General features: G+C 65.8%; 11 protein-coding genes. 2 read left to right on the plus strand and 9 right to left on the minus strand.

Going from position 1 to position 13,248, the window contains the following annotated elements:
* Positions 1-16 precede the first annotated feature (16 nt).
* From P0Y50_14470 to flgK, 9 genes are all read right to left on the minus strand, one after another.
* Complete coding sequence (locus tag P0Y50_14470) at positions 17-907, minus strand: hypothetical protein (protein WEK39718.1); 891 nt, start codon at positions 905-907, stop codon at positions 17-19.
* An 80-nt stretch (positions 908-987) separates the two neighbouring features.
* Entirely contained in the window at positions 988-1,650 is a 663-nt protein-coding gene (locus P0Y50_14475; protein WEK39719.1) for an ABC-type transport auxiliary lipoprotein family protein, read from the minus strand.
* Positions 1,647-2,585, minus strand: a complete 939-nt coding sequence (locus tag P0Y50_14480; protein WEK39720.1) for an MlaD family protein — start codon at positions 2,583-2,585, stop codon at positions 1,647-1,649. The genes P0Y50_14475 and P0Y50_14480 overlap by 4 nt, the downstream gene beginning before the upstream one ends.
* A gap of 12 nt (positions 2,586-2,597) precedes the next feature.
* Positions 2,598-3,392: an ABC transporter ATP-binding protein gene (locus P0Y50_14485; protein WEK39721.1), complete on the minus strand. Its 795-nt coding sequence runs from the start codon at positions 3,390-3,392 to the stop codon at positions 2,598-2,600.
* The gene (locus P0Y50_14490) at positions 3,389-4,504 is read right to left on the minus strand and encodes an ABC transporter permease (protein WEK39722.1); all 1,116 of its coding nucleotides are present in this window, start codon (positions 4,502-4,504) and stop codon (positions 3,389-3,391) included. The genes P0Y50_14485 and P0Y50_14490 overlap by 4 nt, the downstream gene beginning before the upstream one ends.
* Positions 4,505-4,727: 223 nt before the next feature.
* The gene (locus P0Y50_14495; protein WEK39723.1) at positions 4,728-6,194 is read right to left on the minus strand and encodes a UdgX family uracil-DNA binding protein; all 1,467 of its coding nucleotides are present in this window, start codon (positions 6,192-6,194) and stop codon (positions 4,728-4,730) included.
* Entirely contained in the window at positions 6,194-7,432 is a 1,239-nt protein-coding gene (locus P0Y50_14500) for a putative DNA modification/repair radical SAM protein (GenBank protein WEK39724.1), read from the minus strand. Before P0Y50_14500 ends, P0Y50_14495 begins: the two co-directional genes overlap by 1 nt.
* Positions 7,433-7,498: 66 nt before the next feature.
* The gene (locus P0Y50_14505; protein ID WEK39725.1) at positions 7,499-8,464 is read right to left on the minus strand and encodes a flagellin; all 966 of its coding nucleotides are present in this window, start codon (positions 8,462-8,464) and stop codon (positions 7,499-7,501) included.
* Positions 8,461-10,578, minus strand: a complete 2,118-nt coding sequence (flgK, locus tag P0Y50_14510; GenBank protein WEK39726.1) for a flagellar hook-associated protein FlgK — start codon at positions 10,576-10,578, stop codon at positions 8,461-8,463. Before flgK ends, P0Y50_14505 begins: the two co-directional genes overlap by 4 nt.
* Positions 10,579-10,915: 337 nt before the next feature.
* Here flgK and P0Y50_14515 point away from each other — a divergent pair, with 337 nt between their 5' ends.
* Positions 10,916-12,493 (plus strand): flagellar hook-length control protein FliK, encoded by a 1,578-nt coding sequence (locus P0Y50_14515; GenBank protein ID WEK39727.1) that lies wholly within the window; start codon positions 10,916-10,918, stop codon positions 12,491-12,493.
* A gap of 4 nt (positions 12,494-12,497) precedes the next feature.
* Positions 12,498-13,220 (plus strand): flagellar hook capping FlgD N-terminal domain-containing protein, encoded by a 723-nt coding sequence (locus P0Y50_14520; GenBank protein ID WEK39728.1) that lies wholly within the window; start codon positions 12,498-12,500, stop codon positions 13,218-13,220.
* Positions 13,221-13,248: the final 28 nt, after the last annotated feature.

Raw genomic sequence — 13,248 nt, forward strand, 5'->3', positions numbered from 1 at the left:
GGATGACGGGGCGGACTTATTGGCTTTTGGAAGCCCGGATGTCTTGCCAAGCCGCCGCGAAGGGGGCGTAGAGGACAGCCAGTTGAAGCGCCGACAGGAAGGCGTTGACGATCGAGGACAGGAGCAAGGCCGGCCAGGCGTTGGCCAGAACCTGAACCAATCCCATGTCCGCATAACGCGACAGGCTCTGCACCCCGCCGGTCGCCAGATCGGCCGCCGCGCTGATGATCATGCCCAGAATGCTGACGATCAGGGACATGATCACCGCGATCACGGCCATGCCCAGCAGGGACCAGAAATGCCCCTTGGTCGCGGAAAATGACTCCAGGATCACGATCTTGCGGCGATCCACCGTCATCGGAACGGCCAGGCTGAACTTGATGGCCAACCAGACGATCAGGGCGAAGACGGCGAAGAGCAGCAGGACGCCCAGCAGGATCAGCAGCGGCTGGCCCGAAGCGGCGCCGACACCCATCGCAGCCCCCACGGCCATCATGGCCACGCCCGACGTCAGGCCGACGATGACGCTGACGGCCAGGCTGACCAACAGGACGCGAAGCTCGTCCATGCCGAGACGCAGATAGCCCCAACGCGACTCGTTCGGCCGCAGCACCGAGCGCGCCACGGCGGCGCTCAGGACCGCGCCGATCACCAGCCCCAGAGGCACGGCCATGAGGAAGGCGTTGGCGTAGATGGGGCCCAGGGCCTGGATGTCGGCCATCGACGGATTGGCCGACTGTTCCAGCGCCTCACCCGCCGCCATCAGGGCCGCCCACTTGTCCGCGCCGAAGCCGAACATGACGACATAGAGCAGCAGATAGGTCAGGCCCCAGGCCAGGGCGACGACAGGATGACGGCGAACGACCCGGAACCCTTCGAAGGCCGCGTCGGTGGCGGAAAAACTCATGGCGACTCCGGGTGCAGATTCGCCGTCAGACTAGCGCATCCGCGAACCGGCGTCCCCTGCCCTACTGAAACTGGCCCGCCTCAGCGCCCCGCCTGGATGGTCCAGTCCGCGATCTGGGTGTTGATGTCGCGCGTGGCGGTGTCGAAGGCGGCGACGATGGCCGAGACGCGGTTCTCGCTGGCCGGCTGGGTGACGGCGAAGACGCGCTCGACAGACCGCCCCTCCTCCGGCCGGATGGCCGCGCCGCCCGCCTGACGCTCGGGCGTGGACCGCAGTTGAGCGCGAGCCGTGACCACGACCTCCGGCGTTGCGCCCGGCGCGGCGTAACGCGCCTCGAACGTCGTCACCGTGACCTGCAGCACCAGCGGCGGCGTGCCCGGCTCGCGCCGACCCAGCACGCGGATACGGTCTGCGCGATTGGCGAAGGCGGCCTTCAGGCTGTCGTCGAACAGGGTCGAGGCCGGCGAAACCCAGCGCGCGCCGCCGATATAGGCCGTCTCCAGTCCCGTCACGCCCAGGATGCGATCATCGCCGGCCGCTTGAGGAAACTCGATCCGGCGGATGGAGACGGTCAGGGGCGCGGGGGCGTCGCCAATGGCGGACGGCGCCTCCATCGGCAGGCCGAAGCGATAGTTCTGCACCGGATCCGGCGTGGACAGCAGCGCGCATCCGCCCAGCGCGGCCAGGACGGCTGCGCCCGCCGCCAGGCGGAGGCCGGAACGAACGACGGAACGGTTGATCACGGCTGAACCTCCAGCTCTTTGGATTGGGGACGCCCGATGAAGTCGCGCGGGCTGGCGCGGACCTGATCGATCAGGGACTGCAGCGACCGGGTCGCCTCCTGCAGCTCCTCGATCGTGCCGGTCAGCTGCGGCAGGCTGGACTTCGCGAAGTCGTCGACCGGCCGCTCCAGGCCGGTGATCGAGCGGTTGGCCGAGGCAATGGCCGTGCGCGCCTCCGCCGTGGCCGCATTGATGTTGGCGATGGCCTGGCGGCCGTCGGTATTGATGATCTGACGCGTATCGACGGCCAGGCCCTGATATTCCTTCACGGCGGCGTTGGCGTTGGTCACCGCCTCTTCGAGCTGCTGGAAGATGGCCTTGCGGGCCTCAAGCTCGGTCGTCAGCGCCTCGACGTTCTTCACGCTGGTCGAGAAGCTGCGGATATTGTCGTCGGACATGACACGGTTGATGCGGTTCAAGGCGTCCACCGTCTGCGCCAGCACGGTGCCCGATCCGCTGAGCAGTTCGGCGATGGGCGACGGCTGGCTTTGCAGCACCGGCACGACATGATCGGGGTATTGATCCCGAAGCAGGGCGCTGTTCGGCGAACCGGCCGTGATCTGGATGTAGTTCAGCCCCGTGATCCCCTGCGGCTCCAACTGGGCGCGCGATGTCACGCGGACCGGGGTGGTGCCGTCGACGCGGACGCGCGCGATGACTTGATCGCCCCGTTTGGTGTCGATGTGCAGATCGGTGACTTCCCCGACGCGAATGCCGTTGAAATGCACCTCGCCGCCTTCCGACAGGCCGTTCACCGGCCCGTAGAAAACGATGTCATAGAGGTCGTAATCGCGGTTGAACTGTAGCCGGGCCAGCCAGATGGTGAACACCGCCAACGCCGCCAGAAGGCAGACGGTGGCGATCCCGACGGCGGCGTAATGTGCGTCTCGTTCCATGCTCGGCTCTCCTCAGGCCGCGGTCTTGGTGGCGGCGCGACCGCGCGGCCCCAGGAAATATTCTTTGATCCACGGGTGATCGGAGTGCTCCAACTCCTGCACCGTGGCCTTTTCGACCACCCGCTTGTCCGCCAGGACCGCGACCTTGTCGCAGATGGCGTAAAGGGTATCGAGATCGTGGGTGATCATGAACACCGACAGGCCCAGATCGTCCGCTAACTGACGGATCAGATCATCGAAGGCCGCGGCGCCGATGGGGTCCAGACCCGCCGTCGGCTCGTCGAGAAACACCAGTTCCGGATCCAGCGCCAGGGCGCGGGCCAGGCCGGCGCGCTTCTTCATGCCGCCCGACAGCTCGGCCGGTTTCAGATAATGATGCTCGGGCTTCAGGCCGACCATGGCGATCTTCAGCTCGGCCAGTTCGTAGATCACCGACTTGGGCAGTTTGGTGTGTTCGACCAGGGGCGAGGCGACGTTCTCCAGCACGCTCAATGACGAGAACAGCGCGCCCTGCTGGAACAGGATGCCGGTTCGGCGTTCGATGTCAGCGGCCTGCGCGTCGGTCAGCGTCGCCCGGTCATAGCCCAGCACCTTGACCGATCCGCCCTCGGGCTCCTTCAGGCCGATGATGGTGTTCAACAGCACCGTCTTGCCGGCCCCGGACCCGCCGACGACGCCCATGACCTCGCCGCGTTTCAGGTCGATGTCCAGATTCTCATGGATCGTGCGCTCGCCGAACCGGCTCAGCAGGCCGCGCACCTCGATCAGATTTTCCGAATCAGACCTGGCGGCCGTCGGCGCGGTCATATGTTCAGCTCCAGGAAGATCAGGGCGAACACGGCGTCCAGCAGGATGATGGCGAAAATGGCCTGAACCACCGCCGCCGTCACCCGCCGACCCAAGCTTTCCACATCACCGGCCACTGACATTCCCTGGCGACAGCCGATGGCGGCGATGACCAGGGCGAAAACCGGCGCCTTCACCAGACCCACCATCATGTGCTGGGCCATGCTGCCGTCTTCGACCAGACGCTGGAAGAAAAAGGAAGGCCCGAGGTTCAGCGAGCTCCAGCACACAACCAGACCGCCCAGAAGGCCGCCGATCATGCCCATGAAGGTCAACAGCGGCAGCATCAGCACCAGGGCCGCGACGCGGGGCACGACCAGAGCCTGGAACGGATTGACGCCCATCACCTGCATGGCGTCGACCTCCTGGTTCATCCGCATGGAGCCGATCTCGGCCGCGAAGGCGGATGAGGATCGGCCGGCCAGAAGGACCGAAGCGATCACCACCGCGAACTCGCGAAACATGGCCACGCCGATCAACTGCACCGCAAAGACCTGGGCGCCGAAGTCGGTCAGCAGGTCGACGCCGATGAAGGCGACCACCGCCCCGATAAAGAAGTTGGTGATCATGACGATGGGAATGGCGTCCAGACCGGCGCGCTCGGCCTGGCTGACCCAGGCGGGCCAACGGATGCCGCCCGGGCGCCGCAAGGAATCGACCACGGCGGCCATCAACCGACCCAGGAACGACAGCGACAGCATAGCCTCGCCGCCGAAGTCATAGACCCCGCGACCGATCTTGGCGAAGGTTCGCACAAAGGCGCTGGGGCGTTTCGGAGCAGGAGCGGTCTTGCGCTCCAGCAGCTCGACCATGTGATAGATGCGGCCGGCTTCGGGGCGGTCCTTCCACTGACTCTTTGACAGACGGCCGCTGGACGCCTGAACCAGCGCCAAGGCGCCGGCGGTGTCGAACCGACCCAGATCGGAGGTGTCGATGCTGGCGATCTCGCGCCCTTCAAGGTCACGGCTCAGCTCGGTCGGCAAGCGGCCGAGCGCAGTCGTGGTCCAGTCGCCGGTCAGACGCAGTCGCGCCGCGCCTTCCGCCTCCACAATCTCGTACTGCGCCTGGTTCATCGGACCTCGAACGACGGGTCGGACATCGAAATCATCCCTTGGCCGACACGTCGGACAGCAATCCCTGCCGCGCTAATGGTCAAGGCTGCATCCGATGTCAACGCCCGATGACATTCGCGCGGACAATTGTCATTAAACCGTGTCGCGACCGCCTCCCGAGCATCGTTTCGCCGAACGGCGACGCTGGCGTGAAACGCGGTCGAACGGGATTCGTTCTCTTGCTTCAATCCATACGCGCGCGGACGGCGACCAGATCGTCGATGAACAGCCGGCGCGCCTGAGCCTTCGCCGCCGCATCGGGCAGGCGAAGCAGATAGGACGGGTGCACCGTCAGCATGGCGATTGCGCCGTCCGGCAACGCCAGGGGCGCGCCGCGTTCGCTCATCACCGCCGGCTTTCGTCCCAAGACCGCAAGCCCGGCCGTAGCCCCCAGCGCCAGAATGACCTTCGGCTTGATCAGTCGCCGCTCGGCGTCCAGCCACCAGCGGCAGGCCTGGACCTCGCCGGCGTTGGGGGTCTTGTGCAGACGGCGCTTGCCGCGCGGTTCGTGCTTGAAGTGTTTGACGGCGTTGGTGACATAGACGTCGGATCGGTCGATCCCGGCTTCTTCCAGAGCGATGTCCAGCACCTCGCCCGCCGGTCCGACGAAGGGGCGGCCCGCCAGATCCTCCTGATCCCCCGGCTGTTCACCGACTATCATCAGACGCGCCGATTTGGGGCCCTCCCCGCAGACCCCTTGCGTCGCATCGCGATGCAGCGGACAGCGCCGGCAGGCCTGAACCCCTTCTTCCACCTCGGGCAGAGTGTCGGGAACCGCCTCTGCGTCCGGCCGCGCGGCGTGCAGATCGGGCGCCAGGGCGCGGGCGAAACGCGCATTGGGCGACGGGGCGGGCGTGGCGACCATGGCGTCGGTTCGAACCGAAGAGGCGGCGACCAGTTCCGGGATCAGCGCGGCCTCCGGCAGGTTCTTCCAATAGGTCTTGGCCATTTCCCCCTGCATCGTCTTTACCTTCAGCCGAGCCGGATTGAAGGTCGAGGCGTAATAGGTCTTCCAGAAGTCTTCGATCTCGTCCTCGGCCGGCGCCATGTCGCGCGTCGCGGGCGGACCGAACCGCAAGCGTTCGCCATCCCAGACGGCCGAGCCGTCCGGCGTCAGGATCGACCAGCGCATGGTGGTGAACCGTCGCTGAAAAAAGGGTGCGGTCTTCTCCAACACCCGGTGCGGCGGCTCGAACCAGGCCGCCCAGGCCTCGCCCCGATCATCATGAACCTGACGAAAGCGCACGAAGGCCTTCATCTTATGCGAGGCGCGGCTGACGTTCTTGGCCCGCTCCATCGCATCGGCCACATCGCGGTCGGAGATCACGCGGATCAAATCCGGCTCATCCCGCAGCCGCCAGAGCAGCCGATACATCAGATCGAACCGATCCTCGGAGCGGTGCAGGATAATGTTCTGCGCCAGTTCGACGAAAGCGGCGGGCACGGAAAACTCCTTCCCGCTCCGCTCATCCGCGCTTTTACAGGATTGAGGGGATGGGGCCATGTCGAACAAGCCGCCCTGAGCAGATGATGCTCCTCCCGCCACCATGAATCGCGCCGCCGCCGGCTCGACCCCCGCAAGGCGAAGGGCCCGCGCGGCCTTGCGCCAGCCGTCGAAGTCCGTTTCGCCATCCAGGGTCGCCACGGGCATCAGAACAGGCTCAGTTGTTCGGGCGTCCGCGTCGTCACGCTCGCCTTCAGATCGGCGGCGTCCGTCAAGGCCCCCGGCGTCCAGTCCAGTGCCGTGATGAAGGGACGAACCTTGGCCACCGAGCGCGTCAGCCGCCCGATGTCCTCCAGCCGCAGCGTCCGATAGCGTCTGACCGACACGATCCGGTCCACCGCCTTCACCCCCAACCCCGGCACGCGCAACAGCATCTCGCGCGGAGCGCGGTTCACATCGACGGGGAACTGGTCGCGCTTGTTCAATGCCCAGGCCAGTTTGGGATCGACGGCCAGGTCAAGCATGCCCCCCGTCGCCCCTTCCCCGATCTCAGGGGCCGAAAAGCCGTAGAATCGCATCAGCCAGTCGGCCTGATACAAGCGATGCTCACGCATCAGCGGGGGCCTGGACAACGGCAGGATCGCGCTGGAATCGGGGATGGGGCTGAAGGCGGAATAATAGACCCGGCGCAGGCCGTAACCGCCATAGAGCGAGGCGCTGCGATCCAGGATTTCCGTATCGGGCGCCCCGTCCGCGCCGATGATCAACTGGGTGCTCTGGCCGCCCGGGGCGAATTTGGGCGGCTTGATCTTGTCGCGCTTGCTGGGCTTGGCCGCCTCGACGCCCAGACGCACCTGCCCCATCGCCTTCTTTATGACCCCCACGTCTTTTTGCGGCGCCAACCGGGCCAGCGCCTCGTCGCGCGGCAGTTCGATATTGGCCGACAGCCGGTCCGCATAAAGGCCCGCCATCTCGACCAGACGCGGGTCGGCCTCCGGGATCAGTTTCAGGTGGATGTAGCCCCGGAAATCGTGGACTTCGCGCAAGGTCTTGGCCACCAGGACCAGTTGTTCCATAGTATAGTCGCTGTTGCGTATGACCCCCGACGACAGGAACAGGCCTTCGATATAGTTCCGCTTGTAGAAATTCAGCGTCAGATCGACCACTTCGTCCACGTCGAACCGCGCCCGCTCCACGTTCGACGATGCGCGATTGATGCAATAGGCGCAGTCGTAGATGCAGAAGTTGGTCAGCAGGATTTTCAGCAGGCTGATGCACCGCCCGTCCGGGGTATAGGCGTGACAGATTCCCATGCCTTCGGTCGAACCGATCCCCTTGCCGCCGACCGAGTTCCGCTTGGCGGTGCCGGACGACGAGCATGAGGCGTCATATTTCGCCGCATCAGACAGAACCGCCAGTTTTCGACGAAGATCGAGACGCGCCATGGTTCATGATATGTTCTCAGATCACATCAAGTCCAGCGTAGCCGTTTCTTTTTGAAATCAGTCAGATCAGCGCAGCAGGTTGAGCAGCGACGTATTCTTCAGGGTGTTGATCACCTGGGCCGAGGCCTCGATCGCCACCTGGGCCTGTCTCAGGTCGGTGATGGCCTGCGCCGAGTCGTACCCTGACTTATCCTGCATCATCTTTTTCAGGACCGTCTTCTGGCTCTGCTGGGAGTCCAGCGCGGCATCGACATGGTTCTGCATCAATCCGTTCTTAGCCGTCTGGTCTGTCAGACCGACGTTGGCTTTGTCCAACTCAGCCAGTTGCGCCTTCAGGAAGGCGGCGACATCGGTACTGGGCTGGCCGGTCAGGGTTCCGGCGGCGGTCGGCGTATAGGTCACGCCATTGACCGTCACGGGCGTCCCGTTCTGGAAGGCCTGAATATTGCGGAACACCTGGGTCAGCGGGCCCCCGATCTCGCTGGCCAGAAAGCCGGTCTCGACGGTGGTTTTTTCATCGATGCGCGACTTCTGCTTCAACGTGTCGTTGGCGAAGGTCGAGGCGGTCGAAGGCGCCGCAGCCAGATCGGCCATGGTCGCGGCCGTTGCAGGGGCGACATTCCCCTGCCCGCCCGCGAACAGATACGATCCTTGGTGTTCGGCGTTCAGCCCGCCCTGAACAGTCTGATACTGCAGACCCAGTTCGGTCATCAGATTGGTGATATTGCCCGCCGCTAGGCCGGTGGCGATGGCCTCGCGCGCGGCCGTTCCGCCTTCATAGATGCGGGTCAGGGCCAGATCCTGCGCGCTCAAACGCGCCGCGACGGTCTTTCCGGTGTTGATGAACCCTTCAAGCCGCGCCTGGGTCGAGGTCAGGCTGGTCAGTTGTTCGGCGCCGCGACCATAGCCGGCCATGTCGGTGGCGATCTTCTCGCTGTCGATCCGCTCCTGCGCCTGCTGGGCCCGGCTTTGCGCGGTCATCAGGCTGAGCAGGGCCGACTGAAAGCTTCCGTTGGTTGAGACGCGGTTCATCGCAGGATTCCGATCAGGACGTCGTACATGTCCTTGCTCGCCTGGATCAGGCGGGCCGAGGCGTTATAGGCTTGCTGGAAAGTGGTCATATTGACCAGTTCCTCGTCCATGTTGACCGCCTCGGCCGAGGTGCGGCGGCCTTGCGCCTCCTTCGACAAGGCGGCGGCGGTCTCGCTGCGCGTCTTGGCGGCCGAGGCCTTGCCGCCGATATCGCCGGCGAAGTCGGCCGCATAGGCCGACAGGGTCTTGGTCGCCGCGGAAGACCCGCCTGCCGCGCCGAACGCGACATTCCGTTTTCCCGCATCGCCCAGGACCAGGCCGCCGCGTCCGTCGCTCTTGCTCAGCGCAGACGTCCCCGATGTCGCCGACAGGTTCAACTGCGCCAGCGCCAGCTTTCCGGGGTCCTGCTGGATGTCGCTGCGGACACTGTAGGCGCCGGCTCGCGTCGCGCCCGTGGCGCCCAGGCCGAACAGTTGCGACATGGAAACGCCGGATGGGTCTTGCGTCGTCCCGTCCTTGACGACGCTCATCGTCGTGGCGGCGGGATCATACGCCTTGAAGGCCAGCTTGCCCGCCGCATCCAGGCTGAAGGCGCCGTAACGGCCGACGCCGGTGATGGGATCGTTCAAGGCGCCGAGCAGTTCGCTCATCGTGCCGGTTCCGGCCGGGACGGATACGGTGATGTCGCGCTGGCGTGCGCCGGATTCGCCCGCGAACCGGAAGGTCACGGTCTCGCCCGCATCGAAGCCGTGCTGCGAGGACAGGGTCAGGCCGGTCTCATAGAAGGTCGGGGTGGTGGTCGACACCAGGTCGTTCAGCCCGAACCAGTGGGAAAAGCCGCGTCCACCCTTGTTGCTGGGCGTCGTCGCATCGTCGGCGATGGCCACCCCGTTTCCGCCCGCGCCATCCAGTTGCAGCCTCCCTTCGGCGAAGCTGGCCGTGACCGTCCCGCCCATCTGGGCGTTCAGCACGTCCAGGAAGGTGGAGGGATCGGCGGCGACGCCGTTGATCGTCATCGTGGCGCCGGAAAAGACGATCTGGGCCGAGGCCTGGACCACGCCGGCGGAGTTGACCGCCGTAATCGTGGTCGTTCCCGCAAAGCCGGTCAGGGCGGTCTGCAGAGACTGGCCGGTGTTGCGGCCGGTCAGGGTGGTCGGTGCGGGCACGCTGCTGTTGGCGTTGTGGGCCCGGTTCAGTTCATCGGCCAGTTTGGCCGTCAGTTCACCCAGGCGCGCCGCGGCGGCCGGGGCGTCGACGTCGCGCATCTCGACCAAGCCGCGGATCTGGCCCGACGTCACTCCGTCCAGCAGCGGCCAGCGCGTGCCGCTGGGTTCGGTGATCATGATGTCGGAAAAGGCCGTGGTCGCATCCACCGTGCCAGCCGCCTGGTAGGACACGGTCGCATGACCTTCGCCGACCAGAGTCGTGCCCGCATTGGTGCGCAGGGTCACGCCGCCGTTCGACCGTGGCTCGACCTTCACGTCCAGATATTTGGACAGTTCATTGATCAGGCCGAGTTGTGCGTTCTGGGCGCCGGTCACGTCCTGACCGATGACGGTCCCTGAGGCGATGGTCTTGTTCAGCTTGTCGATCTGTTCCAGCAGCGGATTGACCGTCTCGATCGCGCTTTGCAGACGAGCGTCCGCCTCCTGCCGCGTCGACTGGATCTTGGCGGCGATGTCGGCCGCCTGGTTGAACATCGACTGGGTCTTGTAGATCGTGTCCTGACGCCCTGCTGACGATGTCGGGGTTTCGGCCAGGGTGGCGTAGCTGGCGAACAGCTTGTCGACCTGGGCGAAGAAGTTGGTATCGCTGCTGGGATCGCCGAACTGGCTCTGGATCTGGCCATACAGATCAGAGCGGACGCTCTGGCGCGCCGCGTCGGCGCCCGCGCTCAACCCCGCCGCCTGGAGAAAACGGTCGGTCGCCAGGCGAACGCGCGTGACGTCCACGCCCGAGCCGTATCCGTTGCTGACGATCGACGTTTGATCCGCGACCTTGCGGACATAGCCGGGGGTGTCGACGTTCGCCATATTGTCGGCGGTGACGCGCAACTGCGACTGGGCGGTCTTCATGCCCGAGGTCGCGATGTTCATGATCGAGTTCAGAGACATGGACGCATCTCCTCCGCACTACCCGGCAAGCCCTGCACGGCCGCACGCAGTTCTTGCCCAGCCGCGCCCGGACGCCGCTTAAACAGAGCGTTGTTTTTCAACAAGATCGTGGATTGGGCATCCGTCATGACCCAACAGGGGCGCAAAGGTCGGGCCAGTTTCGCGCGGCCCCTCGCCTCACCCCGCCGGTCGATTGTGCGAGCCGGGCAAAAAGTGGCGATAGCGCGGCAATAATCGACCGCGGCCGCCGATGCGCCACGACGGGCGAGACCTTTTCCGATTGTTTTTGCTGGCTTATTTGTTTGGCCCGCCGCTTGCGTTGGAGTGAACAGAACCCATGGGCGCAGCAGGCGCCGACGTCTCCGCTTTCGAAAGCCGCCCCTCGACCATGTCGACCGCCTCCGCCCTGCTCGCGCCCGTCGCGCCGGTTTCGACCGGGACGTCGACGGCTGCGTCCTATGCGCGACAGGCAGACCGTGACCTGTTTTCCAGGACGCTGGCCAAGTCGGTCAGACCCGTGGCCGATACGGCTCCGAGAGCCGACGATCCGGCGTCGATCGGAACCCCGGGAAAACGTGACGGATCGGGCGTTCTAAAGCCCTTGCCCGCCGCGACCGACAAAGATCAGTCGGAGGCCGAGCCCTCGACCGAAGCGACCGAGGCTTCCGACAGGACGGCGCAGAACGCCGCCTCCGTGCAGGCGCTGCCCGTCGTGGTTCAATCGACGCCGACCGTCGCTGGATCGTCAGGGGCGCAAGCCGATGCAACCGCCGACGCCGGCGCCCCACAGTCTCGGCCATTGTCTGGCGACGCCGCCGCCACGCACGCCCTCGATCCACAACACGACGCGCCAGCGGCGACGGAAATGATGCAAGCCGTCGCGTTGAAGGCTTCTGCGACGCTTTCCACCTCTGCCGGATCGCCCGGCCTTGACCCTGCCGGGAGCGGCCAGGCCTCGGGAAGCGCCGGAGAAGCGGCCAAGACCGCCGCCAAGATGGCGGCGGACGCGCAGGTTCCCACGGCCCAGGTCCAGGTGGCGGTGACGACGGTTGCGCCCCGGCCTGCCGTTCTGACGTCGGACGCCGCCGTGGCCGTCGCGGTCCTGGTCGGCGACGTCAAGACGGACGCCCAGTCCGAGGACACGGCAGCCGCCACATCCAAAGGGGACGCCCCGACGTCGCTTCGCCCCGGACGCCACGAAGGCGCGCAACGCGCCGAGCCCGCACTCGTCGAGGCGTCACCGACGCCAGGTTCAACAAGCGTCGAGATCAAGACCCTGGCCCAGGCGAACGCCGGGACTTCGCAATCCCAATCCGCCGTCGACGCCAAGGCCGCCTCCAATGAATCGACGCCTGCCGAGGTCGCACAGACAGTCGACGCCGAAGGCTCCACCCCGACCGTCGCCGCCGGGGATGCGCCGCGCGCGCAATCCTCGGCCGCCGCCGATCGCAGTTCGCCCCTGTCCACCCTGTCGCACGCGACGGTGGAGACCACCGCCCATCTCGCGGCCCAGATCGCGCGCAGACTGGATGGCCGATCCACCCGGTTTGACATGGTGCTGACGCCCGAAGATCTGGGCCGCGTCGATGTCAGCCTGGAAATCGGAAAGGACGGCCAGTTGTCCGCGCGCCTGGCCTTCGACAATCCCGCCGCGGCCGCCGACCTGCGCGGCCGCGCCGACGAGCTGCGTCGACAGCTTCAGGACGCCGGCTTTCAACTGGCTGGCGACGCACTGGAATTCTCGCAGCGCGACCCGTCGGCCGGCGGCGGCGGCTTCGACCGTCAGCAGCAACGCAACGCCCTGTTCGCCGGCGGCGACCGTCTGGCCGCCCAGGCCGACACGACTGTCATCCCGGCGCCCGGCGTCTGGACCAACCACTCCCTGACGCCAGAGCGCGTCGATCTGAAGGTCTGACCCCATGGTCGACGCCGTCTCCACCAACACCGCGACCAGCCGCATCACCAAGGGCGCGGGCGCCATGGCCTCGAACTTCGAGACCTTCCTGACCCTGCTGACCACGCAGATGAAGAACCAGGACCCGCTGAAGCCGCTGGATTCCAACCAGTTCACCTCGCAGCTGACCCAGATGGCCGGCGTGGAGCAGCAACTGCTGACCAACGACCTTCTGACCAGCCTGCTGAAGGCGCAGTCGGCCGGGGGACTGGACAACGCCTCCAACTACATCGGCAAGCAGGTCACCGCCGCCTGGACGGCGACCGAGTTCAACGACGGCAAGGCGACCTGGGCTTACGAATTGGGCAAGGACGCCGACAAGGCCACGCTGCAGGTCATCGACAGCAAGGGCGCCGTCGTCTGGCAAGGGTCCGCACCCGACAAGTCGTCCGGGCTGCACACCTTCACCTGGGACGGCAAGATGAAGGACGGCAGTACGGTGGACGCCGGCGGCGTCTATACGCTGAAGGTCGCCGCGACGGATTCCTCCGGGGCCGCGATCGACAGCCAGGCCCTGATCCAGGGCCGCGTGACCGGCGTCGAAATGTACAACGGCGCGCCGTATCTGGTGATCGGAAAGTCGATCCTGCCGCTCTCGACCGTGATCTCGCTGAACGAGATCACCTCTCAAGCCAATAATGACGATACGGAGAATCCGAACGTCTCCACCGAGGAGGCGGCCGCATGATGCGTTCCGCCGCCTTCCCGATGATTTC

Origin of the sequence: Candidatus Brevundimonas colombiensis, assembly GCA_029202665.1 — a bacterium.
Classification (GTDB): domain Bacteria; phylum Pseudomonadota; class Alphaproteobacteria; order Caulobacterales; family Caulobacteraceae; genus Brevundimonas; species Brevundimonas colombiensis.